This is a genomic window from Shewanella sp. TB7-MNA-CIBAN-0143, from assembly GCF_040310065.1.
In the GTDB taxonomy this organism is placed as follows: domain Bacteria; phylum Pseudomonadota; class Gammaproteobacteria; order Enterobacterales; family Shewanellaceae; genus Shewanella.
In genome coordinates this window covers 20,795-46,258 of record NZ_JBEOPL010000031.1, presented here as the reverse complement: position 1 = coordinate 46,258, position 25,464 = coordinate 20,795, and the positions used below count along the sequence as shown (strand labels likewise).

Here is a 25,464-nt window from a genome sequence, read left to right as displayed (position 1 = left end):
TCCCCAATAGTTCAGTTGGTAGAACGGCGGACTGTTAATCCGTATGTCACTGGTTCGAGTCCAGTTTGGGGAGCCATTTCAAATTAAGTATTTATAGTAATAATAAATTCCCCAGTAGTTCAGTTGGTAGAACGGCGGACTGTTAATCCGTATGTCACTGGTTCGAGTCCAGTCTGGGGAGCCATTATTAAACGCAACAATAGCCACAGAAATCCCGCAACGTTATCATCTGCAAAACACACTCTTGCTTAACCTACCCTATAATTTCAATATTTTAATCAATAGTTTAATTTACCTTAGCTATAATCGCTTATTCATCGGTATTAATTAGTACTAAATCGCTAGTTTTTCTATTATAAATAATACCTTAGATTAGTAATCATTTAATCTCATTTCTGCTATGATGATATTGGTTATTATATAAACTATTTAAAGCATTATTATTTAAAGCATTATATTATTGATTAAATACCACGGTCGAACATCTACAGCACGACATTTGTGCAAGACCGAACAAATTTAGCCATACACTCATGGGAATTGTTGTTTTATGGGCTTATCGAAATCCTTTCAGCTTGTGCTTTTTATCGTGTTCGGTTTATTAATTTTTCGAATTTACACGGTCGAAAACAACGAAGTACAAGAACAAGGTGAAATAGCACGAGCTAATTACCAGCAATACGTGCAAACCATTGATCAATGGCAGGGTAGCGGAGAAGCGCTATACCAACGTATGTCTACAGCGTTTTCTTTTCAATTTTTCCAATATATCCATAATACTGACAGCAATGAAAATTATACTCATGGCAGTTTACTTCGCCCTTCTGATGATTTTGCCAGCGAGATTTTTAATATTGAATTAGGCCATGTGCATGATTTTCCTGACGGGCGTTTACAAGTTAGATTAGACACCGCGAGTGTGTTGTCCCCTAGTTTTAATGACTTAGAACAAACTGCGACGTTATTGATTACCGCTTATATTGCTTTGATGTTGTTATTTGCGGTGTTAATGCAATTACATCGTAAAAGAATTAACTATGCCGCCGAATACATTACTCATATTCCAGACTTATCGTTCCTAGCCATTGAGAAATCTCGCTTCCCAGGTGTGCTCCATCCCATCGGCAAAGCATTAGAAACATGTCGTAGCCAATTAAAACTCAGTTTAGATCGCGTACGCAAAGAAAATGAACAATTAACTAAAGCGGCATATCAAGATCCCGTGAGTGGCTTTTCTACTCGACAACGCTTTACACAACATATTGACACTATAAGCAAAACAGATAAACAACAGCATGGTGTCCTCGTTGTTATTAAGGCCGCAGAACTGGCAACGATTAACCAACTACATGGCCGTGCTGCTGGTGATGATTATTTAGCTAAACTGGCTACTTGTATTCGAAAATCAGTTACAAACCTCGGATTGAGTGAGTGTTTTCGGGTATCTAGCGGTGATTTTGCTGTTTTCATTGAAAGTATTACTCTTAAAGAGGGTGAACGATTTTTAGAGCAACTTAAGCGTCATCTTGATGAATATGCCCAGAGTATCAAGAGTGACTCTATTGCTCATGCGGGTATGGTGCCTTATCAACAAGGAAATGAACCATTAGCATTGATGGCATTAGCCGATACCGCTGTCAGCGTGGCACAAACGCTCGGACCCAATCGCTACTATCAATTGGAAAAATTATCAGCGAATGAACAATTTGGTAATAACCATTGGAAAGTGACCATTGACGACTTAATTAACCGTCGAAGTATTAAATTTTATCAACAACCTATTCAGCCCTGTAATAATGACACCGAAGTTTACCGTGAACTTTTGGCTCGATTTTATAACTCCGAAGGTAAACCTTTACCCACAACCACTGTGATTGCGATGGCTGAGCGTTATGGTATGAGTGTAGAACTCGATAAAATGATAGTCACTCAAACCATTAAAGTGTTAAGTGAAAACCCCAGTATTTCAGGCCAAATGGGGGTAAATATTAGTGCTTCTTCTGCTCTGCAAGAGAGTTTTACCGTGTGGTTGAAGGATATATTATCTAAACACCGTGGTACTGCGGCTAGATTAGTGTTTGAACTCAATGAGTCTGGAATGCAGGCTAACTTAGAGTCTAGTCATAAATTTGTCACAGAGATCCATAAAGTTGGCGCAAAAGTCGCTGTCGAACGCTTTGGTTTAGGTTTTACCTCATTTAAATTTTTCCGCGAGGTCCGTCCTGACTTTATCAAATTGGACAGCAGTTATAGTGATAATATTGAACAGGATAACAACAATAAATTCTTTATCCGGATGATTGTTGATATCGCCAAACGCATTAGTATTCGAGTCATTGCCACGGGTGTTGAAAAACAAGATGAAAAACTCACCCTTGAAAAACTTTTAGTGGATGGACTACAAGGATATTATATTGCTAAACCTGAAGTATTGTTAACTAAACAGTAAAAACAACGTTAACAAACGGTAAAAATAACGATTTTATGTCAAGGTTAAACATTTTATGTTTAACCTTATTTTTTATCCGTTGTTTATCGGCGCCAAACCTAAGATAATACTAGGATCTATTAGTCAAAAAATTGTAGCAATGACAGAGTATCTTCTCTTGTTGATCGGCACAGTGCTGGTGAATAACTTCGTTCTGGTAAAATTCTTAGGTCTATGCCCTTTTATGGGGGTGTCGAGCAAATTGGCGTCAGCAATTGGCATGTCGATGGCAACCACGTTTGTGTTGACCCTAGCCTCTATTCTGAGTTATCTCACCAATGAATTTTTACTGCAGCCATTTGACCTCAACTACTTACGTACAATGAGCTTTATTTTGGTTATTGCCGTCGTAGTGCAATTTACCGAGATGGTTGTGCAAAAAACCAGTGCATCTTTACATCGTGCTCTGGGCATTTACTTGCCACTTATCACGACTAACTGCGCTGTATTAGGCGTCGCTTTACTTAACGTCAATGAAGACCATAACTTTATTCAATCAGCTATTTATGGTTTTGGTGCTGCAGTTGGCTTCTCATTAGTGTTAATTTTGTTTTCGGCCATGCGCGAGCGATTAGCCGCTGCAGACGTGCCCTTGCCTTTTAAAGGTGGCGCAATTGCCATGATCACCGCCGGTTTAATGTCATTAGCCTTCATGGGGTTTGCGGGGCTAGTTAGCTAATGGTATCGAATATATTAATTGCTGTTGCTGTATTAAGCGTTTTAGCATTAGTGTTTGGCGTCATTTTAGGTTTTGCCTCAAAAAAATTCAAAGTTGAAGGTAATCCTATTATTGATCAAGTTGAAACCCTGCTTCCGCAAACTCAATGCGGTCAGTGTGGTTATCCTGGTTGTCGCCCCTATGCTGAGGCTATCGCTAACGGCGATAAAATCAATAAATGCCCTCCTGGTGGTACTGCTACCATGGAAAAGATTGCCGAGCTTATGGGGGTTGAACCTGAAGCATTAGGCGAAGAGGCACAAGCCAGTATTAAAAAAGTAGCTTATATCCGTGAAGATGAATGTATTGGTTGTACCAAATGTATTCAAGCCTGCCCAGTTGATGCCATTTTAGGTGCTGGTAAATTAATGCATACCGTTATTGCCAAAGATTGTACCGGCTGTGACTTATGTGTTGAGCCTTGCCCTGTCGATTGTATTGATATGATCCCAGTTGAAACCACAATACAAAATTGGGATTGGAAATTACGCGCGATCCCTATCAACGTGATCAATACAGAGCAAGAGGACAAACGGTGCTAACGTTATTAGAGCAATTAGATAAAGGTACTTTGTGGCGCTCTCCTGGCGGGATCCATCCACCTGAACTTAAATCACTTTCCAACCAAAGCACCATATCTCCTTTGCCACTGCAATCGCGATTTGTGATACCGGTTCCTCTTGTTGGTCAACAAGCGACCTTGAGTGTCAAGGTCGGCGACCAGGTATTAAAAGGACAACCACTCACTGAAGGTGCTGGTTTTATTTATTTACCCGTCCATGCCCCTACTTCCGGGACCGTTGTCGCGATAGAGCAACACGGTAGCAATCATCCCTCTTCATTGCCTGTGCTGAGTTGCATTATCGAAGCCGATGGACATGATACTTGGTGTGAACTTACCTCAAATCAGATTGAACAACTGTCCAAAGCCGATATTTTAGCCAAAATAAGGCAAGCAGGTATTGCAGGAATGGGCGGCGCAGCGTTTCCCAGTCATGTAAAACTCAACCCCGCGAGTGAAATCGATTTAATCATTATTAATGGGGTGGAGTGCGAACCTTACATTAGTGCTGATGATCGATTAATGCGTGAATACAGTGATGAAATATTAACTGGTATTAGTATCATTCAGCATTTGCTTAACGCACAACGTATTATTATCGCTATTGAAGATAATAAACCTGAAGCGGCTCAAGCAATGGAGTCTGCTATTCGTCGCAGCTCATTACCTAACGATATGATCCGTGTCACCGTTATTCCGACAAAGTACCCGTCAGGCGGCGAAAAACAACTTATTCAAATTATTACCGGCAAAGAAGTGCCCAGTGGAGCCATTCCTGCTCAACTTGGTATTGTTATGCATAACGTCGGTACCGCCTATGCCATTCAAGAAGCGGTATTACAGGGTAAACCACTCATTGAACGCGTAGTGACGTTAACCGGCGAATCCATCGGTAAACCTGGAAACTATTGGCTGAGAATTGGCACTACAGTAGCTGATGCCCTCAGCCAAGTCGGTTTTGAACCGCAGAGTTCACAAAAAGTCATTGTCGGCGGTCCGATGATGGGATACGCGTTGAGTGATCTTGATGTGCCAATATCAAAAGGAACCAACTGTTTATTGGCACCAAGCCAAGCAGAAATAGCTCCTGAACCAGATGAGAAAGCCTGTATTCGTTGTGGTGAGTGTGCAGTCGCCTGCCCCGCGTTATTGTTACCGCAACAGCTATTCTGGCACGCCAAAGCGGAGGAATACGACAAAGCGGCAAGTTTTAACTTAAAAGATTGTATTGAATGCGGTTGTTGCAGCTACGTATGCCCAAGTGACATTCCTTTAGTTGAATATTATCGGGTCGCGAAATCAGCGTTGAAGAATACCGCAGAAGAAAAACTACAAGCTGAAAAAGCAAAAATTCGTTTCGAAACACGCTTACAACGACTTGAAGATGAAAAAAATGCTCGAGAAGAAAAGTCAAAACAAGCAGCTGCCAAACGCCAAGCAAATATGAAGTCGGGTGATAAAGATGCGGTAGCCGCTGCTATGGCACGTATCGCCGCTAAAAAAGCCCAGGCTGCAGAAGGCATAACTGCTGATACTGCTGTAACAACATCTGATACTGATGCACCAAAAGCAGCAATAGACAGTACCAGCGCGAAGAAAACAGCAGTTAATGCCGCTATTGAACGTGCGAAAGCTAAAAAAGCCGCCTTTGCAGCTCAGTCTAAAGTAGATAATCAAAGTGATGTAGCTGCGGTCACAACGGATATAACTAACGAGAACATTGACCCCGTTAATGATAAAAAAGCACAAATTGCTGCTGCAGTTGCTAGAGCTAAAGCCAAGAAAGCAGCATTAGCCAATGTGTCTGGCGTGGCAGATGATGTGAGCGGCGATAAGGCTCGCGATACCGCAAACGAAGTTAATCCAGCAAGCCAAACAGATACAACCATTGCAACAAGCCCTGTCGATGACAAAAAAGCTAAAATTGCTGCGGCCGTAGCCAAAGCGAAAGCCAAGAAAGCAGCATTAACCAATGAATCTGCCGTGGCAGATGATGTGAGCGACGATAAAGCTAATAATTGGGCAAACGAAGTTAATCCAGATACAACCATTGCAGCAAGCCCTGTCGATGACAAAAAAGCTAAAATTGCTGCCGCCGTAGCCAAAGCAAAAGCCAAGAAAGCAGCATTAGCCAATGAATCTGCTGTGGCAGATGATGTGAGCGCCGATCAGCCTCGCGATACCGCAAACGAGGTTAATTCAGCAAGCCAAACAGATACAACCATTGCAACAAACCCTGTCGATGACAAAAAAGCTAAAATTGCTGCCGCGGTTGCCAAAGCAAAAGCCAAGAAAGCGGCATTAGCTGTTGATTCTAGCGCGACAAATGACGTGGGCGACGATCAGCCTCGCGATACGGTAAACGAAGTGAACCCAGCAATCGAAATTGATATAACCATTGCAGCAATCCCTGTCGATGACAAAAAAGCTAAAATTGCTGCCGCGGTTACCAAAGCGAAAGCCAAGAAACTCGCTAACAGTGCTAAGCAAGAGGAACTATAACTATGGCATTTAAAATTGCCTCATCTCCACATGTCAGCACAACATTGCACACCAATACGGTAATGAAGCGTGTCGCACTATGCCTTATTCCAGGTATTGCAGTACAAAGCTATTATTTTGGTTACGGCACGTTAGTTCAATTATTACTCGCAATTACGGTGGCTTATTTAGCAGAAGCTGCAGTAATGAAACTGCGCAATAAAAATATTGTCGCTACCTTAACTGATAATAGCGCATTGGTTACCGCAAGCTTACTTGCGGTCGCGATCCCGCCATTAGCACCTTGGTGGTTAATTGTCATCGGAACATTATTTGCTATCGTTATTGTTAAACAACTCTATGGTGGGTTAGGTAATAACGTCTTTAATCCTGCAATGGCCGCTTATGTACTGCTGCTGATTTCATTTCCGGTACAAATGACCTCATGGGTTGCCCCTCAAACCTTAACCGTCAATTACGCAGATATGTTGCATACCTTCAACAGTATCTTTGAATTAAACACGGGATATGCTGCAGATTTTTTCCATTTGGCGATTGATGGCACCACCATGGCAACGCCACTCGACACATTAAAAACAGACCTTTCTATGGGGCTTACCACAACAGAAAGTATGACTAAAACCATCTTCTCTGGCAGTGTCGGCGAAGGTTGGTTTTGGGTCAATATGGCCTATTTTGTTGGTGGCCTAGTGATGCTAAAGCTTAAGGTGATACGCTGGCATATTAGCGGCGCTATTGTGCTGACTTTGTTTGTCTGTGCCAGTATTGGTTTTTTGATCAGCCCAGATACCTTCGTTAGCCCTGCGATGCATTTATTTTCAGGAGGAACCATGCTGGCGGCATTTTTCATTGCCACAGATCCCGTTACCGCAGCAGCAAGTCCTAGAGGTCGACTTATTTTTGGCGCCATGATCGGCTTACTCATATACTTAATACGAACATTTGGTGGTTATCCTGACGCCGTCGCTTTCGCCGTTTTATTAGCCAATATGTGCGCGCCATTTATCGATTATTATGTTCGTCCACGCAGTTATGGTCATCGAGTAGGAAATTAATAATGTCTATTTTAACAACTAACCCGATGATTAAAAATGGCCTATTACTTGGCCTATTTGCCTTATGTTGCACTGGCCTAGTTGCGTTAGTTAACGCGTTAACCAGTGACACCATATTATTGCAACAACAAAAACAATTAACCTTAACGCTTAACCAAATTGTGCCGACTGAGTTATACGATAATGTACTCAGTGAACAATGCATTTTGGTTAACTCCCCGGAACTGTTAGGCACTAAAGCTGACTTACCAGCATACCTTGCTTATAAAAATGAACTCCCTGTAGCCATCGCGATTGAAGCTATTGCACCAGATGGTTATAACGGAGAAATAAAACTCATTATTGGTGTAGATAACCAAGGTAAAATATTAGGTGTTCGTACCCTTTCCCATCAAGAAACCCCGGGGCTTGGTGATAAAATTGAACTGCGAAAATCGGATTGGGTCACTCATTTCAGTGGTAAGTTATTTAAAGACAACAGCAATATGTGGAAAGTAAAGAAAGATGGTGGTCAATTTGACCAATTTACGGGTGCCACTATTACTCCACGCGCTTACGTTAAAGCGATTGCCAATGCACTGACATTTGTTGAACAACATCGCCAAGCACTTTATCAAAGTCATTATGTCTGTGAGGCCAACCATGAGTAAATATAGTGAAATTGCAGCTCAAGGACTATGGAAAAATAACCCGGGATTAGTACAATTATTAGGGTTATGTCCGCTACTAGCCGTTACCGCAACAATCACCAATGCATTGGGTTTGGGCGTCGCGACGTTGTTGGTATTAGTTGGATCCAATATTTTAGTCTCCTTGGTACGTGATTTTGTGCCTAAAGAAATTCGTATCCCCGTGTTTGTCATGATCATTGCCGCGCTTGTTACTTGCGTGCAATTACTGATCAATGCTTATGCCTATAATTTATATTTGTCATTGGGTATTTTCTTACCGCTGATTGTAACCAACTGCGTCATTATCGGCCGCGCAGAAGCATTTGCCTCGCGTAACTCATTAGCGCATTCGGCATTCGATGGATTAATGATGGGCTTAGGCTTTACCGCTGTACTGGTTGTTTTAGGTGCTAGCCGCGAATTGCTCGGCCAAGGAACGTTATTTGGCGGTGCAGATTTACTATTAGGTGATTGGGCAAGTGTGTTAACCATTCATGTATGGCATGTGGACACGCCATTTTTATTGGCTATGTTGCCGCCGGGTGCTTTTATTGGCATGGGATTATTAATAGCCCTTAAAAATGTCATCGATAGCCGAGTTAACGCCCTGCAACCTAAGGTAGAAAGTGTTAGCGTAACGCGTGCGCGGATCACTAAAGTCAACTAACAAGACTTTGCAGTTAAACTACTGAGACCGTTAACTTAACGATAAAATGACCGATTATTATGAATAAAGATAAGCGACAACAAATACTCAACAGATTAAGACACAATAATCCTAAGCCTGAAACTGAACTGAACTTTTCTAGTCCATTTGAGTTATTAGTTGCTGTCACGCTATCAGCACAAGCAACCGATGTCAGTGTCAACAAGGCAACTGATAAGTTGTTTCCTGTTGCCAATACGCCTCAAGCAATCTATGACTTAGGCGTTGATGGGCTTAAGCAATACATCAAAACCATTGGCTTATACAATAACAAAGCCGTTAATGTGATTAACGCCTGTAAAATGCTGGTTGATTTACATGGTGGCGAAGTACCCGAGAATCGAGAAGCATTAGAAGCTTTACCTGGAGTGGGACGAAAAACGGCCAATGTAGTACTCAATACCGCCTTTGGCTGGCCCACTATTGCCGTTGATACGCATATTTTTCGGCTAGCAAATCGAACGAAGTTTGCTCCTGGCAAAAATGTCGACCAAGTTGAACTGAATATGCTTAAAGTGGTGCCGAGCGAGTTTAAAGTGGATGTACATCATTGGTTTATTCTTCACGGACGTTACACTTGCTTAGCCAGAAAACCCCGTTGCGGTTCTTGTATTATCGAAGACCTGTGTGAGTTTAAAGATAAAACTGAATAGTATATCACCTTGTTGACGTCGATATGTGTCATGTCTGTTCTCTCTTTTGTCCTGTTGCGGGATAAATAGGGAAAAGTTCCAAACCTATTGGTATGGTGTATTGTTCACCATTTCACTGACAATTCGCCGCCCTGAGCGTAAGAGTCCAACACCAAATCGGCATGTATCTATACTTATCTTACAGTCATTTTCGTTCAGTGACGCCTCTGCAATTTCGAAAATTTTACGTTTGAACGAAGCTCGTCGTTTAATGTTAACCGACAACTTAGATGTGACAACGACATTCAAAGTTGGCTACGAGAGCCCCTCTCAATTCAGTTGGGAATACTGCCGTTTTTGGGTGCATATCCATTAAAAGATACAAAAGCATTGCGCGAAACTGGACTGCCTCAAGAAGCAAAGACATAAAGAAAAAGAACCAAAAATGCTAGGTTTAACTTAACTTAACTTAACTTAACTATTTGTGCTTATGGCACTCACCTACTCTTTCGCAATAATAGAATTGGTTTTATCAACAGCGATACTCCGATATTTGGCTAGCCCACTATTGCCATTGATACACCTATTTTTAGCTAAAAAATCGTCCCAAATTATCCCGAGGCAATAGAGGAAGATCAACGTTTCCACCTTTACGCCAGTCACCGCGTAAAGTCAACTTGTGACATCTTTAACGTTGAGCGAATAACATCGGGTGATGACGGTGTAGAAAGCTCTGTTGTCCGCAGCATATGCTGAGCTTTTTTAAGTAGTAGACAACAGTGCGCTGACTTTCACTCCCTCAAGGATAGTAAAGAGATGTTAGTATGGAGAATATGAGGCTACATGGATTTTCATTTTGTGAAAAATGACGTTTTATTTTACCTATCCTCGACACTAGAGAAGCTCAATACACGGGCTGAATCTGCATTGAAGAACGATGATAAATAATAGTGGGAATAATATTAATGGACCTCTCTGTATTAGACAAATTCTGGCAGCTAATTGACGAAAAATTACAAGGCTGGCTAGAAGCTGGCATTAAACACTTGCCGAATTTTATAGTCGCCTTTCTATTAGCCATGTTTTTTGGCTTACTGGCTAAATATGTTGGTAGAGTCGTTCGAAAAGTGCTTCATAAAACCTTAGAGTCTGAACAAATTGCCGATCTACTTTCATCAATTATCAAGATGCTGGTGCTGTTGACAGGGCTATTTATCGCCCTAGAGTTTTTAGGATTAACCGGTACTGTAACGTCACTCTTAGCTGGCGCAGGTATTATTGGCCTAGCACTTGGTTTTGCTTTTCAAGACATGGCAGAGAATCTTATTGCTGGTATTGCGATGGGTATTCGTAAGCCATTTCAAATTGGCGATGTGGTTGAGGCAGGAGATGTGTTTGGCACCGTAAAAACCATTAATTTGCGTAACACATTAGTCGAAACGTTTTTTGGCCAAATAGAAGTTATTCCAAATAAAATCTTGTTTCGAAACGTACTCACAAATTATACGGTTACAGGGGTCAGGCGCATCGTAGTACCCGTGGGTATTTCTTACGCAGACGACCCAGAGAAGGCAGCTGGAGTTATTGAAGAAGCGATAAACGCTTGTGATTTTGTTATCAAAAAAGAACAAACTGCCGTGTTTGCTGAGGGGTTTGCAGACAGCTGTATAAACTTAGTAGTCTGGTTCTGGATCGATTACCCAGGTGACACTGGCTTTATGAAAGCTCGACATACGGCGGTTGTAGAAATTAAAAAAGCGCTAGAAAAAGCGGATATCTTAATTCCATTTCCTATCAGAACATTGGATTTTGGCGCCAAAGGCGGTGAGAAGCTCAATACCATGTTGCCGGAAAAAAAGTCAGAAGAAAAGTCAGAAGAAGAATCAGCAGACTCACAGAAGCCATCATCGTCTGAAAATGAAAAGTAACCTCTGGGATCAGAGAAACTTTCATGAACTAAACGTCAGCTTTGTCGCATTGGTCTAATTTAATTAGACTATCAAAACATTTTTGAAGGTTGGCTGATCGGACATGGAATTCTGGAAAAAAGAGCCGACCATCGGTCGGCTGCTACTAGTACGCGTATTGTTCCAGACTGCTTGTAGGTCGGTAACACTTAGCTAGCCGACGTCAAATTTTCTCTGATATATATAAGCGCATAACCACCGCTTGAATACGCTTATTCTGACTCATCGAATGCGCACAGATGGCATCACTGATCTCACATACAGCATTACTGATCCGACATATAGCATTACTGATCCGACATATAGCATAATAATTGACTAAATACTTTCGTGAGTCCAGTGGTTCACTTAATCATTTCCTGCCATACAGGAATAACATATCAAGCGTTCAAAGATAAACTATTTTGCTGCCATTACAGCAAGTGGGTCAATACCACCGCCTATTTCAGCGCCAGACAATTTACTGTCGTCAATGCGAGCCCCCTAACAACAAGATATCGCCTAGGGGATTAGCACCATCAAATTTGTTCACTGGTCCCGCATTCTTACAAGCATTCTTACAAGCATTCTTACAAAAAGGGGGGGAAGTCGACATGCCTACCTAGCACTTTTTTGTCGATTTATCGAATAAAATTGATACCTAGCACTAACAATCCCTAACTTCCTCATCCATTGACTTGTTCCAACAGTGGGTTCAATGACCCTCAACCCAACAACATCAGACCATGATGAATAGATCAAGCATGTGGTTTATTCTTTTTATACTTTTTCTTTGGGCCATTTATCCACTACCAGCAGGAGCTCGGCGATGTTTGCAAAGCGGTAGTGTTGGCAAGCGAACAGACAGATCCCGCCAATTGGCTGATAATCCACCTTAGCTAGCGTCAACGGCGTTAGCCTATCAGACTAGGAAGGAGCAACCATGTCGACAATCACCACCATTAATCCCGCGACCGAAAAAGAAATCCATACCTACGACATCATGACCGAAAAGCAGGCGACGGATCGGCTTGAGTCCTGCCATGGGGCATTTCTGCAATGGCGCGAACTGACCCATCAGGAACGGGCCCCCTACCTCAAGATGATCGCTCAAAAGTTGCTCGACAATGCCGATGAATTGGCCGCTTTGATGACCAACGAAACCGGCAAACTCCTTAAGGATGGACACGTTGAGGTCGAACTCTGTGCAGCTATCTTTAATTACACCGCTGAAAATGGACCCGACGTGCTGGCCGATGAAGATCGCGAGCAAGCTCTCAACGGTAAACGCGGCGTCATCAGTTATCAGCCCATCGGCGTTATCTATTCAATTCAACCTTGGAACTTTCCCCTTTACCAGCCGGTTCGTGTACTGGCATCCAATCTGATGGCTGGTAATGGCTGTATTCTGAAGCACGCTAGCATCTGCACCGGATCCGGTCTACGTTTGCGTGAATTGTGCATTGAGGCCGGCTTGCCCGAGGACCTGTTCCAGGTTTTGGTGATTGACCACGACACCAGCGACAAGCTGATAGCCCACCCTAAGGTCCGTGGTGTCACAATGACCGGCAGCGATGGCGCTGGGCGACACATCGGTGCTGTGGCCGCCAAAGAATTAAAGAAGACGGTACTCGAACTGGGCTCGAATGACGCTTACCTGGTGCTTGAGGATGCCGATATCGAAACCGCCGTAAAATTTTCGGTAATGGGTCGACTTTACAACAACGGAGAGACCTGCGTTTCTGCCAAGCGGTTCATCGTGACCGATAAGGTCTATGACGACTTTGTCGAGGCTTTCGTCGCCCAAATGCAAAAGATCAACATGGGTGACCCCACCGATAAGAATACCCAGCTTGGCCCGCTTTCCAGCCAGGAGCAGTTTGACACCGTCAAGGAGCAGGTGGATGCCAGCGTCGCCAAGGGTGCAAAAATCCTCTGCGGTGGTGAAGTACCAAACCGCACGGGTGCCTATTATCCAGCCACTGTGCTAGCAGACCTCACGCCAGGAATGCCGGCCTACGACGATGAAATCTTCGGACCTGTCGCGTCGATTATCCGCGCCAGTGATGATGAGGACGCCATGCGGCTGGCTAATGACAGCCGCTATGGACTCGGCGGTGGGATCTTTTCAAAGGACGAGGAGCGAGCCCTCAAACTGGCGCGCGATGACTTCGACACAGGCATGATCCGTATTAATTCGTTTGGGGCTGCTGATCCGAATATGCCATTTGGCGGGGTCAAGAATTCTGGGTACGGACGTGAACACGGTGGCTTTGGTATGAAGGAATTCGTCAACGTAAAGTCAATTTTTCTGCCCTGACCTCGCTTTACACCCACAATTTCGCCCATTTCATCCAACATTAAGGATTTCTCTATGAGCATGAACATTCTTGTCGCCGGTGCCACCGGCAAAACGGGCCAGCTTCTGGCCCAGTACCTGATAGATCAGGGCCATAAGCCGATAGCGCTGGTTCGCGAAAGTTCGGATACAAGTTCACTACCCCAAGGCGTAGACCTGCGCCATGGTGACTTGACCGACCTGGAAACCGGCTTGTGCGACTGCATGGACGCGGTGATCTTTGCCGCTGGCTCGGGAGGAAACACGGGCCCTGAAATGACCAAAAAAGTGGATCGGGACGGCGCTAAGCGACTGATTGATCTGGCGAAGGAATCTGGCGTGAAGCGTTTCGTGATGCTCAGCTCGATCGGCGCAGACCAATCCAATCCCACCGGCGACATGGCCCCTTACCTGAATGCCAAACACGAAGCAGACGAATACCTCAAGGCTTCTGGAGTAACCTACTCGATCCTGCGCCCTGTGGCATTGACCAACAAGAGCCGCGGCACGGATGTGATCCTAGGTGAGGACGTCGACAAATCGGCCAAAGCATCTCGAGCGGATGTGGCCCATGTACTGGTGGAGGCCGCTACTACAGGCCGTTACGACGGTATGGTGCAGAATATGCAATCAGCCTGACCGTCGCGTCACTGGCGTAACACCAGGCTTGGACCGTTAACTTGTAAAATTCAATCATTCATTTCAACAGGAGAAAATCCATGTCAGAGATCAATAGCAAAGTCGTTATCATTACCGGTGCCAGCAGTGGTCTGGGTAGAGCCACAGCACTACGCCTGGCAAAAGGTGGCGCCAAACTGGTGCTTGCTGCCCGCCGCGAGGAACGCCTTGTGGAGCTGCGTGACACGATTAAGGATCAGGGTGGTGAAGCTATTTATCAGGTTACCGATGTCACTGACCGCGCTCAGGTCGAGTCGCTGGCCAAGGCCGCGAAGGAAGCTTATGGCCGCATCGACGTGCTGGTCAACAACGCTGGTCTGATGCCGCTATCGCCCCTCGATGAACTCAAGGTCGACGAGTGGGAGAAGATGATTGACGTCAATATCAAAGGCGTGCTCTACGGCATTGCCGCGGTGCTGCCGACCATGCGCGAGCAGCATGTCGGCCACATTATTAATCTCTCGTCGATAGCCGGACATAAGGTCTTTCCCGCGTCCGCCGTTTATTCCGCTACCAAGTTTGCCGTGAAGGCGATATCAGAAGGCATGCGTCAGGAAGGCAATGGGGAAATCCGCTCCACCAATATTTCGCCTGGGGCCGTGGCGACCGAGCTGACCAGTAAAATCAGCGACCCCGATACTGCCAAGGGTGTTGATGAAATGTACGAGATGGCCATTGACCCTGATGCGATTGCGCGAGCAATTGCTTATGCCATTGAGCAGCCGACAGATGTTGATGTCAACGAGATTATCATCCGCCCCACTAGGCAGCCGCTCTAACCAGACAGCCGCTCTATTGGACAGGAGCAATATGCAAACTGGCATGGTAAACGTTCAGCATCACAGCAGCTTAGTGTCTACTGTTGAACCACTTAAATTGTAAGCCAACACTGGAGAGCCATTTTTAGAATGCGGGTTCGAACGGATTGTCGGACCAGAGAACAAATGGTACAGCGGAAGGATCCGTTGCCTGAGTGCTTATGTTGTCATTTCTCAGCAAATCCATTTTGCTCTACGGTCTCTGTGTCGGAATTTTAGATACGAGATAAGAGCCTAGCATCTAGGGCATAAGCCGTCAGAGTGAAGTAAATAGAAATTTACTTCACTCTCTTTATACTTGGCGAATTATCCTGAGGTGAAACAAACGATGAGTATCAACTATGACTGACAAAATATTAAAAATTTCAGATAAGTTTTGGAATATTCGTGGTGAGTTTAACGTTTTCGGTTTATTAAATATTGGCACACATGCTTCTTTAGTAAAGCGCGGTAATGGCAAGTTTGTATTGCTTGACGCTTATGAGATGCAAGACGACGTTAAACAGCAAATCGATTCGCTGACCAACAATGGAGTCAACATTGAAGCGATTATTAATTTGCATCCATTCCACACCGTGCATATTGAAAAAATACATGGGGATTATCCAAACGCAAAACTCTATGGCACACAGCGCCATATCGATAAATTGCCCAACCTAACATGGCAAACAGAGTTAACTAATTCAAACGAGTTTGCCGCTTTGTTTTCAAACGATTTTGAATTTTCAGTGCCCCGCGGGGTCGATTTTATTTCCAAAAACGAGCGCCTACATTTTTCATCGGTGCTTGCTTACCACAAAGAATCAAAAACCATTCACGTTGACGACACATTAATGTACCTTCAATTACCCGGTCTACTTCGTTTTTTAAAAAGTCCAGAATTGTCTTTTCATATGACACTGTCGAAAACATTGGAACGACGCAAAGGAGCTGCTGATGATTTTCGGCTTTGGGCCACGGATATAGCGAAGCAATGGAGCGGTGCTGAAGTGTTGTGTGCGGCTCATTCGTCAACATTATTTATTAAAAACCAATCTCCATCAATTGCGGCGATGATCATGACAGCATTGGAACGGGTAGAATTAACCTTAAAACATCATGAAAACAAGTTTGGTTAACACCATTCTCTTCGTTATATTCCAGTTCAAACTGAATTAGGCATACAGAAATTGGCGAGATCACAACCGATGAAATGTCACTTTTGGATCTGAAACAGTCGAATACGCCAAGACCAGCGAACGGTGCTTATCGAGAAAACCACGATGCGACTGCTGTATAATTGAAGACTTGTGATTTTAAAGACAAGATATACCCAGAAAATTAACCCCCAAAGCACCGAAGGCACTTTAGGGGTTTTATATTAATGTATTGTATATTAACTCATCAATTAATATGCAATACATCTTTAGTGATGGCTCAAATGGGACTATCTATTTTTTGCTGACGCTTAAAACAACGACACAAAAAATGCACTAAAACAAATCGCAATAATAACTGTAGTGCCTAATGCCATTTTCAATTCTGTATTCATTGTCTTGCCTCCAAATGTGTATATGGCAACAATAACGCTTTTTAGCGTTTAACCCAAAAAATATCCTCACAAATGTGAGCTAAAGCAAAATTTTGTTGGTATCAACCGCTAATATTTTCATTGTCATCTGAACTTGTTAAACTTAGATAAATTTTTATAAGAGAGCATATCATGTCGCAATTACTTCATACGATGATCCGTGTAGGCAACCTAGATCGCAGCATTCAATTTTATACCCAAGTGATGGGAATGAAACTACTGCGTCAATCTGAAAACTCAGAATATAAATACACCCTAGCCTTTGTTGGTTTTGGTGAAGAAACCACAGGCCAAGCCGTTATCGAATTAACCTATAACTGGGGTACCGATACATACGATTTAGGCAATGGTTTTGGACATTTGGCCATAGGCGAAGACGATATTTATGCGCGCTGCGAAGCAATTGCTGCTGCTGGCGGTAAAATCACTCGAGCACCTGGCCCTGTTGCTGGCGGCAAAACTGAAATTGCGTTTGTCGAAGATCCAGACGGATACAAAATCGAATTAATTCAAAAAAAATCAGCAACTGAAGCACTTGGTTAATATTGCCTAAGTAGCAAAAATAGGTGCGCTTGAAAGTACACTTTAGATTCGTTAGATATGATAAAACCAGCGAAAGCTGGTTTTATCATTTTGATGACAGAGATTTCGTACAAAATTTTACTGCGCTAGGCTATATATCTACAAGTCATTAGTGTGGGACTAAAATAGCTAATAAACAGATTACGCTTTTTCAGGTCTAACCAAACTAAAATGATCGTAGGCTCTTTGAGAAGCGATACGTCCTCTAGGTGTGCGCTGAATAAAGCCTTGTTGAATTAAAAAAGGCTCCAATACATCTTCAATCGTTTCTCTATCTTCACCTATCGCGGCGGCAAGGTTATCTAATCCTACTGGACCACCCATAAATTTATCAATAATTGCCAGCAGGAGTTTACGGTCTAAATAATCGAAACCTTGCTCATCAACATCAAGTAAATCAAGCGCATATTCGGCAACTTTTTGGGTGACTTTACCATCATGTTTGACTTCCGCATAGTCGCGAACGCGGCGTAATAAACGATTAGCAATTCGCGGGGTGCCTCGTGAACGTTTGGCTATTTCAATCGCACCTTGCTGATCAATCTCAAGCTCCATCACATTCGCTGAGCGTGTTACGATAGTGGTAAGATCTTTGACATTGTAAAACTCTAAACGCAGTGGAATACCAAAACGCGCCCGCAGTGGTGATGTTAGTGCTCCAGCACGAGTGGTCGCCCCTATAAGCGTGAATGGCGGTAAATCTAACTTAATTGAACGTGCTGCAGGGCCGTCACCAATCATAATATCCAGTTGGTAATCTTCCATCGCCGGATAAAGGATCTCTTCCACTACAGGGCTTAAACGATGAATTTCATCGATAAACAGCACATCACCTTCTTCAAGATTGGTTAACAATGCCGCTAAATCACCGGCTTTTTCAAGCACAGGGCCAGAAGTGGATTTGATATTCACGCCCATTTCATTAGCCACAATCATCGCTAACGTTGTTTTACCTAATCCTGGAGGACCGAAAATCAGCATGTGATCGAGGGCTTCCTGGCGATTTATCGCTGCTTGAATAAAAACCTTAAGCTGCGCTCGAGTATCATCTTGACCGGTATACTCATCCAACATTTTAGGGCGCATAGCACGATCAATCAGTTCATCTTGACCTTGTACCTGCGGTTGGATTAGGCGATCAGCTTCAATCATTTTTACGTACCCTGTTTATGCATATCATATTTATAGCATTGATTTTAATGCAGCTTTAATTAGCGTTTCTGAGCTCATGCCTTCTTTAAAAGCCGCAGAAACCGACTTACTGGCCTGAGCAGGCTTATAACCTAACGACAATAAAGCTGAAATGGCATCTTCTTCTGCACTATCAACTGGGGCAGCTGGAGTATAATTACTTTGCAGCATAAACTCGCGCTCCGAGCCTGCAGAAGCTTCAAGTAAACTTTTAAGCTTGTCACGCATTTCAATCACTAAACGCTCTGCGGTTTTCTTACCGACACCTGGCAGTTTAACTAAGGTGGCAATGTCATCTCGTTCAACACATGACACGAACTCAGATGCAGTCATACCCGACAAAATCGTTAATGCCAGTTTAGGGCCAACGCCATTGGTTTTAATCAATAATCGGAATAATGCACGCTCTTGTTTTGTGATAAAACCATAAAGTAACTGCGCATCTTCACGCACCACAAAATGAGTAAATAACATCGCAGCTTGATTTAACCCTGGTAATTCATAAAAGCTGGTCATCGGCACTTGTAATTCGTAACCAACGCCATTGACATCAAGCACCACTTCAGGCGCTTGTTTTTCAACTAAAATACCGCTTAAACGACCTATCATTTGTATCTTCCATATGTTCTGCTGCTAGCTTTACCACCCATAGCGATAAGGCTTTGATAAGTATGAAAATGGCATATTGCTACTCCTAATGCATCAGCCGCGTCAGCTTGTGGTGAAGCAGGTAGTTTGAGTAGTTGCTTAATCATATGTTGAACTTGCGTTTTTTGAGCTCGGCCTGTCCCCACTACAGCACTTTTTATTTGGGTTGCGCTATATTCCGCAACTGGCAGTCCAGCACACGTAGCGGCAACAATTGCCGCGCCTCTGGCTTGGCCAAGCTTTAAGGCTGAATCAGCATTTTTGGCCATAAATACCCGTTCAATAGCAAATTCATCCGGCTGATATTGAGTAATTATTTCGCATAAGCCTGCGTAAATTTGTTGTAATCGTTGTGGTAATTCATCGGCAGAGGTTCGAATACAGCCGCTACCAAGGTAAATCTGTTGACGGCCTTGGCATTGGATCACCCCGTAGCCTGTAATGCGGGAGCCGGGATCGACTCCTAAAATAATGGCCATTGATGCCTCATGCGTTGTCTAACGCTTGCATAACGTCATCTGATATCTCAGCATTATGATATACCTCTTGTACATCATCATGGTCTTCTAAGGTATCGATTAAACGTAAAAATTTTTCGGCGGTATCTGCATCAAGTTCAGCTTTTAATGATGCAACCATAGTCACTTCAGCATGAACAGATCCAAAACTAGCACTATCAAGTGCATCTTTGACTTTGCCAAAGGTCTCTGGAGTGGTGAATACATCGATTGACCCATCATCATGAGTGATAACATCTTCGGCGCCTGCGTCTAATGCACTGTCGATTAGGCTATCTTCATCAATATCGGTGTCGTAGGAAATAATGCCAGATTTAGTAAATAAATAGGCCACTGAACCATCGGTACCCAAGTTACCACCCGACTTATTAAATGCATTACGCACACCAGAAACGGTGCGATTACGATTGTCTGTCATCGTTTCAACCATGACCGCAGTACCACCTGGACCATAGCCTTCATAAATAATGGTTTCTAGTTGCTGACCATCTATCTCACCGGCACCGCGTTTTATGGCGCGTTCAACGGTATCACGGGTCATATTATTGGATAAGGCTTTATCAACTGCAGCGCGTAATCTGGGGTTAGCATCAACATCTGAACCGCCTTCGCGAGCTGCTACAGTAAGCTCTCGAATAAATTTGGTAAACAACTTACCGCGTTTAGCATCTTGTGCGGCTTTACGATGTTTTATATTGGCCCATTTACTGTGTCCTGCCATCTTAAGCTCCTTTATCCAATTGGATAATTCAAGTAAAAAACCATACTTGTCAAAAACATACCGAGGCAGCAGCCTCGGTATGTGGTGCCCTATTTAAGAGCGTATTACACTGAACAATAATGTTTACTCTTCAGTTTTAACCTTTTCAATCACCGCAATACCCAATTCCGTTAACTGCACTGGGTTAGCAAAACCAGGAGCGTTAGTTAATGGACATGCCGCGGTAGTCGTTTTAGGGAATGCCATTACGTCACGAATCGAGCTTGCGCCGGTCATCAACATGACAATACGATCCAAACCAAACGCTAAACCCGCGTGTGGAGGTGTACCGTAACGTAACGCTTCAAGTAAGAAGCCAAACTTTTCTTGTGCTTCTTCAGCTTCAATACCTAAAATACTGAATACTGTACTTTGCATTTCGGCGTTATGAATACGCACTGAGCCGCCACCTAATTCACAACCATTCAATACCATATCGTAGGCATCTGAAATAGCTGCTGCTGGATCTGCTGCTAATTCTGCAGGGCTAATACCGCGAGGCGCAGTAAATGGATGATGAACCGCGTGGAATCCACCGTTAATTTTCTCAAACATTGGGAAGTCGACAACCCACATTGGGCGCCACTGTCCTTCAAGTAACTTGAAATCTTCGCCAGCTTTTAAGCGCAAGGCGCCCAATGCTTCAGCAACCACATTGGCTTTGTCTGCACCAAATAGGATGATATCGCCGGTTTGTGCACCTGTACGGCTGATGATGTCGTTAACAATAGATTCAGTTAAAAACTTAAGTACAGGCGACTGAATACCATCCATGCCTGCAGCTAAGTCATTTATTTTCATCCACGCTAAACCTTTAGCACCATAAATGCCGGCAAATTTAGTGTAATCGTCAATTTGTTTACGAGATAATGATGCACCTGTTGGAATACGTAGTGCCGCAACGCGACCTTCGACATCATTTGCAGGGCCATTAAATACCGCAAACTCAACATCTTTAACCAAATCAGCAATATCAACTAATTCAAGTGGATTACGTAAATCAGGCTTATCAGAACCATAACGCTTCATTGCTTCGGCGTAGGTCATGCGAGGAAAATCACCTAAATCAACATTCAATAAATCTTGAAACAAACCGCGCATCATTTGCTCAGTTTTTTCCATGACTTGTTCGGCAGACATGAATGAGGTTTCAATATCGATTTGAGTAAATTCAGGTTGGCGATCTGCACGTAAATCTTCATCGCGAAAACACTTAACAATTTGATAGTAGCGGTCAAAACCAGACATCATGAGCAACTGTTTGAACAGCTGTGGTGATTGAGGCAAAGCAAAAAATTGACCTTTATAAGTGCGACTTGGCACTAAATAGTCACGCGCACCTTCTGGAGTGGCTTTTGTCAAAATAGGCGTTTCGATATCTAAAAAGCCATTGGTGTCTAAGAAGCGACGAACAGAACTGGTCACTTTTGCACGAAAAATAAGACGCTCGGCCATTTCTGGGCGACGTAAATCTAAATAACGGTATTTTAAGCGTTGTTCTTCACTGTTATTTTGATAATTATCCATGCTTAAAGGTAAAGGCGCTGAAGCATTAATCACTGTCAGTTGCGTACCTAAAATTTCAATCGCACCGGTTTTCATTTGTGAATTGACTTGGCTATCAGGACGAGCGCGCACAACACCTTTAATTTGAACACAAAACTCACTGCGCAATGTGCTGGCTATATCAAAAACGTCTTTTAGATCTGGGTCAAAAACAACTTGAACTAGCCCTTCTCTATCGCGTAAGTCTAAAAACACAACTCCGCCTAAATCGCGACTACGGTTAACCCAACCAACTAAAGTAACTTCTTGACCTAGATGAGACGTATTAATGTCTCCACAATAATGACTGCGCATTGAACTCTATCCTTTATCCACAAAGCGGTATTTTGGAAATCGAAAACGATAAAAACGGCATTATATACCGTGACTCAAACTTATGCATTGAAGTATCAATCAGATTGCAGCAATTAACCAGACCTACAGCGAATAAACTCAATCGACTGACGGAAAAACCATCAACCAAAAACTAGCTCATTTTATGTTGATGGCCACCGACTTTTTTAGCTTGATACATTAACTGATCTGATTTTTTCAATAATGAAGCAGCGGTATCGGCATCATCAGGAAAAATAGCGATACCGATGCTGGCCGAAATAGTGACATTGATATCATCGATTAGTAACGGTTTCTTTAATCCCAATAAAATATTTTCAGCCACTTGACGTGCATTTTCTTTGGCTTCGATATGATTTAATAACACCACAAACTCATCACCACCAAAACGGGCAACCGTGTCAGAATCTCGCACATGTTGGCTTAATAATAAGGCGATACGTTGTAGCAACTTATCCCCCACATGATGACCATGCCGATCGTTTATTGCTTTAAAACCATCTAAATCAATAAATAACAGTGCAAACTTCGATTTATCCCGATGATGAGTCAAAGTGGCTTGCGCTAATCTATCGTCAAGTAAACTACGATTTGGCAATGCCGTAACATTGTCATGATTAGCCATAAATCGAAGGTTCTCTTCAGCTTTAAGACGTTTTTGAATTTCGACATTTAAACGTCGATTCGACATTAAAACCACGATGGCAATTAAGGTGATAATCAGCAAACCAATCACTAATATTTTCAACCAACGTTGGTAACGTAATGTGTCACTATTAAGATCTAGCGAAACCCATTTTTGATACATGTTCTGTTGTTCGGTTTCATCAATGGTCGCAATGACTCTATCAATCAAAGGCACTAAACCTTTGACGCCCGGAAATAAGCCTATATGGCTATGCTGCTCAGTTAACTCAGCTAATAAAGACATTTTTAAACTCGGATATTGGCCACCTTTTAACGTAGTCGCCAATGTTGCTACTTGTTCAACAAACATATCCGCACGACCCGTGATAACCGCTGCCATACCTTGCTTAGTGTCTGCAACAGGCACTAATTTTATACCTGGGTATTGTTGGCGAAGCTGATCGACAATGTGATAGCCATCAACAACAGCCAATCGTTTACCGGTAACTTGGGAGATATTAAAAATGGGAGGCTGAGTTAACGACGTGACTATCGCCCAAGGTGACGGCCAATATGCTAATGAGAATGCCAGTGTATTTTCGCGCTCAATCGTTTTAGCCATACTGGCTACTAAATGAATTTCACCTTTAACCAGGTCGCTCATCATGTTGCCAAAATCATCGTAAGCCACCGGGATAATGGTTAAATTGAGTTGGGTAACCAATAAATTTTTGATGTCTGCATTCACCCCTAAAAACTCACCGTTTTTACCCTGAAACTCCATAGGAGCCCAATTTTTCAGGTAACCCATTTTTATGGCCCCTAGACTACTAACGTATTGCTTTTGTTGAGTTGTTAGTTTGATTTTATTGGCAGAATTAGCAAAAAAACGATCGTCTGGGTTAATTAACCATTTACGCTCAACTTGAATTTGTTCTTCGACAGAAATCAAATTAAATCCAGCTTGAATCCGATCCGCTAAGCCACTGTCGTCAATACGCGTTAAAACATACATATCTGTTGAAAATTCGATATCGGTATATTGACGAAACTCTGCCCACAACTTATTGGCTAATAAGTAATGAGACGTCATTGCTGCAGATGAAACAAAACCGCTAATTTCATTTTTACGTGCCGCTTTAACCATGCCGTCTAATGAATCATAAAAACGTAACTGCGCTTTGGGAAATGCTTTTTTAATATCACTAATATAAGGCGCGGTAGGGAAAACCCCAATCCGCATAGCCGTATTTTCAATGCTATTTAACGCTAAGTTCGAACTAAAAAAGCGACTTTTAACCGAAATAATATGCCACGCTTGCTTTAAGCCAGTGCGCATATCTTGGCTTTCAGGATAACCAATATGAACATCTGCAACACCACGTTTAACATCATCAATGGAACTGCTCATGTCACCCGCAACAAAATCAATATTGATACCGGTTTTTTCAGACCATAAAGTCCACAAATCAACTAACATTCCATGTGGCAAGCCATCAGCGCCGATATCGGCATAAGGCTCGACACCATTTTGCATGGCAATAATGACTCCCGCAGTTTGTCGATGATAGCCTAACCACCGCCGCTCTATTTGCTGAATAACCTTCGCCGGCATTAATTCAAAACCATGGTTAATTTTGTTGAGAAGCTCTAAATCCCCTTTGACCACCGCAGGGGCTAAGTTGATTTTTTTGATGAGTATGCGCGATGAGCTGTAAAAATTGGCGGCAATGTCTTGTTCAAGTGCTAAATTGCGTTGATATCCTTCAATACCGGCAAAAACAAATAACTCACCTTTAACGGCTGCTTGTAATAATTGTTCACGATTTTGATAACGCTTAAAACTAAGCTTAGGTTCTAGCGCTGATAATGTTGCTTCATGGGATGAGCCACTCACGATACCAATTTGATAGGGCACTAAATCACTAATTTGTTTTTTACTACTGAGCGACTTATGAATGTATAAATAGGTATTGAGTGAAGTAAAGGGTTTGGCAAAATCAAACTTTTTTAACCTAGCTTGGTTTTGAGACATGCCAATGTGGACATCTGCTTTTTTCTGTTCAAGCTGATCGAGTGACTGTTGCCAATGCCGAGACACAAATTGCACTTTGGTATCAGTAATAATAGACCATTCGCGCCACAAATCGACCAAAATACCTGCAGGAGTTCCCGTTTCATCCAAATATTCAAATGGATAAGTATCTTCTCCCATCACGATAACTAAGGGAAGTTGGCGTACTGACGTATTGGCTTTATCTGAATGTATTGCCTGCGCAGGTAATGATATCCACGCAAATAATATTGCTAATATCCAAGGTATAAATTTCAAGTTTTTTCCCTAATACTTTCACTTTTTATACTTATTTATTAAATAAGCTTGTTCATTGCCATTTTGGGGTAAATTAACTACCGTTTTCCAAGCCATAAATATTTTAGCGGTTAGAAAAAAATGATTGCAATGGCTTTAAAAAACAGCTTTGTTGCTACTTTGTTACAAGAATAAATAATATCATTATTCAGTCTTGAGTCATGCTAATTTTATGAATAGAAAT

The 25,464-nt window shown here is 42.8% G+C and carries 20 protein-coding genes and 2 tRNA genes; 16 read left to right on the top strand and 6 right to left on the bottom strand.

Annotation, left to right across the window (positions count from 1 at the left end; translation table 11 throughout):
- The 16 genes from AAEY97_RS19685 (at position 1) to gloA (ending at position 17,227) form a co-directional block, all read left to right on the top strand.
- Positions 1-76, top strand: a tRNA-Asn gene (locus AAEY97_RS19685).
- Positions 77-108: 32 nt separating this feature from the next.
- Positions 109-184, top strand: a tRNA-Asn gene (locus AAEY97_RS19680).
- 366 nt (positions 185-550) lie between these two features.
- Complete coding sequence (locus tag AAEY97_RS19675; RefSeq protein WP_101087039.1) at positions 551-2,449, top strand: EAL domain-containing protein; 1,899 nt, start codon at positions 551-553, stop codon at positions 2,447-2,449.
- Between the two features lie 139 nt (positions 2,450-2,588).
- Entirely contained in the window at positions 2,589-3,167 is a 579-nt protein-coding gene (rsxA, locus tag AAEY97_RS19670; RefSeq protein WP_101087227.1) for an electron transport complex subunit RsxA, read from the top strand.
- A complete protein-coding gene (gene rsxB / locus AAEY97_RS19665) occupies positions 3,167-3,748 on the top strand; it encodes an electron transport complex subunit RsxB (protein WP_101087038.1) in 582 nt (193 codons plus the stop codon). The genes rsxA and rsxB overlap by 1 nt, the downstream gene beginning before the upstream one ends.
- The gene (gene rsxC / locus AAEY97_RS19660; protein ID WP_351000944.1) at positions 3,742-6,270 is read left to right on the top strand and encodes an electron transport complex subunit RsxC; all 2,529 of its coding nucleotides are present in this window, start codon (positions 3,742-3,744) and stop codon (positions 6,268-6,270) included. Before rsxB ends, rsxC begins: the two co-directional genes overlap by 7 nt.
- A 2-nt stretch (positions 6,271-6,272) precedes the next feature.
- Entirely contained in the window at positions 6,273-7,325 is a 1,053-nt protein-coding gene (rsxD, locus tag AAEY97_RS19655; RefSeq protein WP_101087036.1) for an electron transport complex subunit RsxD, read from the top strand.
- Positions 7,326-7,327: 2 nt separating this feature from the next.
- Positions 7,328-7,975, top strand: a complete 648-nt coding sequence (gene rsxG, locus AAEY97_RS19650; protein WP_243756173.1) for an electron transport complex subunit RsxG — start codon at positions 7,328-7,330, stop codon at positions 7,973-7,975.
- Complete coding sequence (locus AAEY97_RS19645) at positions 7,968-8,663, top strand: electron transport complex subunit E (protein ID WP_101087034.1); 696 nt, start codon at positions 7,968-7,970, stop codon at positions 8,661-8,663. The genes rsxG and AAEY97_RS19645 overlap by 8 nt, the downstream gene beginning before the upstream one ends.
- A gap of 59 nt (positions 8,664-8,722) precedes the next feature.
- The gene (gene nth, locus AAEY97_RS19640) at positions 8,723-9,355 is read left to right on the top strand and encodes an endonuclease III (protein ID WP_351000940.1); all 633 of its coding nucleotides are present in this window, start codon (positions 8,723-8,725) and stop codon (positions 9,353-9,355) included.
- A 944-nt stretch (positions 9,356-10,299) separates the two neighbouring features.
- Complete coding sequence (locus AAEY97_RS19635; RefSeq protein ID WP_101087032.1) at positions 10,300-11,262, top strand: mechanosensitive ion channel family protein; 963 nt, start codon at positions 10,300-10,302, stop codon at positions 11,260-11,262.
- Between the two features lie 961 nt (positions 11,263-12,223).
- Complete coding sequence (locus AAEY97_RS19630) at positions 12,224-13,600, top strand: NAD-dependent succinate-semialdehyde dehydrogenase (protein WP_101087031.1); 1,377 nt, start codon at positions 12,224-12,226, stop codon at positions 13,598-13,600.
- A gap of 54 nt (positions 13,601-13,654) precedes the next feature.
- Positions 13,655-14,257 carry an SDR family oxidoreductase gene (locus AAEY97_RS19625; RefSeq protein WP_197708435.1) on the top strand — a complete coding sequence of 201 codons (603 nt, stop codon included), beginning with the start codon at positions 13,655-13,657 and terminating at the stop codon, positions 14,255-14,257.
- Between the two features lie 80 nt (positions 14,258-14,337).
- Positions 14,338-15,075: an SDR family oxidoreductase gene (locus AAEY97_RS19620; RefSeq protein ID WP_101087030.1), complete on the top strand. Its 738-nt coding sequence runs from the start codon at positions 14,338-14,340 to the stop codon at positions 15,073-15,075.
- A gap of 380 nt (positions 15,076-15,455) precedes the next feature.
- Positions 15,456-16,232 (top strand): hypothetical protein, encoded by a 777-nt coding sequence (locus tag AAEY97_RS19615; protein ID WP_101087029.1) that lies wholly within the window; start codon positions 15,456-15,458, stop codon positions 16,230-16,232.
- A gap of 584 nt (positions 16,233-16,816) precedes the next feature.
- The gene (gene gloA, locus AAEY97_RS19610; protein WP_162023257.1) at positions 16,817-17,227 is read left to right on the top strand and encodes a lactoylglutathione lyase; all 411 of its coding nucleotides are present in this window, start codon (positions 16,817-16,819) and stop codon (positions 17,225-17,227) included.
- Between the two features lie 180 nt (positions 17,228-17,407).
- On the opposite strand, the gene ruvB is transcribed toward gloA, so the two are convergent.
- From ruvB to AAEY97_RS19580, 6 genes are all read right to left on the bottom strand, one after another.
- Positions 17,408-18,418, bottom strand: a complete 1,011-nt coding sequence (ruvB, locus tag AAEY97_RS19605; protein WP_182743753.1) for a Holliday junction branch migration DNA helicase RuvB — start codon at positions 18,416-18,418, stop codon at positions 17,408-17,410.
- A gap of 30 nt (positions 18,419-18,448) precedes the next feature.
- Positions 18,449-19,066 carry a Holliday junction branch migration protein RuvA gene (gene ruvA, locus AAEY97_RS19600; protein WP_101087027.1) on the bottom strand — a complete coding sequence of 206 codons (618 nt, stop codon included), beginning with the start codon at positions 19,064-19,066 and terminating at the stop codon, positions 18,449-18,451.
- Entirely contained in the window at positions 19,063-19,584 is a 522-nt protein-coding gene (gene ruvC, locus AAEY97_RS19595) for a crossover junction endodeoxyribonuclease RuvC (protein ID WP_101087026.1), read from the bottom strand. The genes ruvA and ruvC overlap by 4 nt, the downstream gene beginning before the upstream one ends.
- Positions 19,585-19,591: 7 nt before the next feature.
- Positions 19,592-20,344 (bottom strand): YebC/PmpR family DNA-binding transcriptional regulator, encoded by a 753-nt coding sequence (locus AAEY97_RS19590; RefSeq protein WP_101087025.1) that lies wholly within the window; start codon positions 20,342-20,344, stop codon positions 19,592-19,594.
- A 123-nt stretch (positions 20,345-20,467) separates the two neighbouring features.
- On the bottom strand, positions 20,468-22,243 hold the full coding sequence (gene aspS, locus AAEY97_RS19585; RefSeq protein WP_101087024.1) for an aspartate--tRNA ligase: 1,776 nt from the start codon (positions 22,241-22,243) through the stop codon (positions 20,468-20,470).
- A gap of 172 nt (positions 22,244-22,415) precedes the next feature.
- Positions 22,416-25,241: a diguanylate cyclase domain-containing protein gene (locus tag AAEY97_RS19580; protein ID WP_101087023.1), complete on the bottom strand. Its 2,826-nt coding sequence runs from the start codon at positions 25,239-25,241 to the stop codon at positions 22,416-22,418.
- Positions 25,242-25,464: the final 223 nt, after the last annotated feature.

Bases quoted from the DNA above. Each gene is read 5' to 3' on its own strand.
- AAEY97_RS19675 (WP_101087039.1), top strand. From the start codon at position 551: ATGGGCTTATCGAAATCCTTTCAGCTTGTGCTTTTTATCGTGTTCGGT.
- rsxA (WP_101087227.1), top strand. From the start codon at position 2,589: ATGACAGAGTATCTTCTCTTGTTGATCGGCACAGTGCTGGTGAATAAC.
- rsxB (WP_101087038.1), top strand. From the start codon at position 3,167: ATGGTATCGAATATATTAATTGCTGTTGCTGTATTAAGCGTTTTAGCA.
- rsxD (WP_101087036.1), top strand. From the start codon at position 6,273: ATGGCATTTAAAATTGCCTCATCTCCACATGTCAGCACAACATTGCAC.
- rsxG (WP_243756173.1), top strand. From the start codon at position 7,328: ATGTCTATTTTAACAACTAACCCGATGATTAAAAATGGCCTATTACTT.
- AAEY97_RS19645 (WP_101087034.1), top strand. From the start codon at position 7,968: ATGAGTAAATATAGTGAAATTGCAGCTCAAGGACTATGGAAAAATAAC.
- nth (WP_351000940.1), top strand. From the start codon at position 8,723: ATGAATAAAGATAAGCGACAACAAATACTCAACAGATTAAGACACAAT.
- AAEY97_RS19635 (WP_101087032.1), top strand. From the start codon at position 10,300: ATGGACCTCTCTGTATTAGACAAATTCTGGCAGCTAATTGACGAAAAA.
- AAEY97_RS19630 (WP_101087031.1), top strand. From the start codon at position 12,224: ATGTCGACAATCACCACCATTAATCCCGCGACCGAAAAAGAAATCCAT.
- AAEY97_RS19625 (WP_197708435.1), top strand. From the start codon at position 13,655: ATGAGCATGAACATTCTTGTCGCCGGTGCCACCGGCAAAACGGGCCAG.
- AAEY97_RS19620 (WP_101087030.1), top strand. From the start codon at position 14,338: ATGTCAGAGATCAATAGCAAAGTCGTTATCATTACCGGTGCCAGCAGT.
- AAEY97_RS19615 (WP_101087029.1), top strand. From the start codon at position 15,456: ATGACTGACAAAATATTAAAAATTTCAGATAAGTTTTGGAATATTCGT.
- gloA (WP_162023257.1), top strand. From the start codon at position 16,817: ATGTCGCAATTACTTCATACGATGATCCGTGTAGGCAACCTAGATCGC.
- ruvB (WP_182743753.1), bottom strand. From the start codon at position 18,418: ATGATTGAAGCTGATCGCCTAATCCAACCGCAGGTACAAGGTCAAGAT.
- ruvA (WP_101087027.1), bottom strand. From the start codon at position 19,066: ATGATAGGTCGTTTAAGCGGTATTTTAGTTGAAAAACAAGCGCCTGAA.
- ruvC (WP_101087026.1), bottom strand. From the start codon at position 19,584: ATGGCCATTATTTTAGGAGTCGATCCCGGCTCCCGCATTACAGGCTAC.
- AAEY97_RS19590 (WP_101087025.1), bottom strand. From the start codon at position 20,344: ATGGCAGGACACAGTAAATGGGCCAATATAAAACATCGTAAAGCCGCA.
- aspS (WP_101087024.1), bottom strand. From the start codon at position 22,243: ATGCGCAGTCATTATTGTGGAGACATTAATACGTCTCATCTAGGTCAA.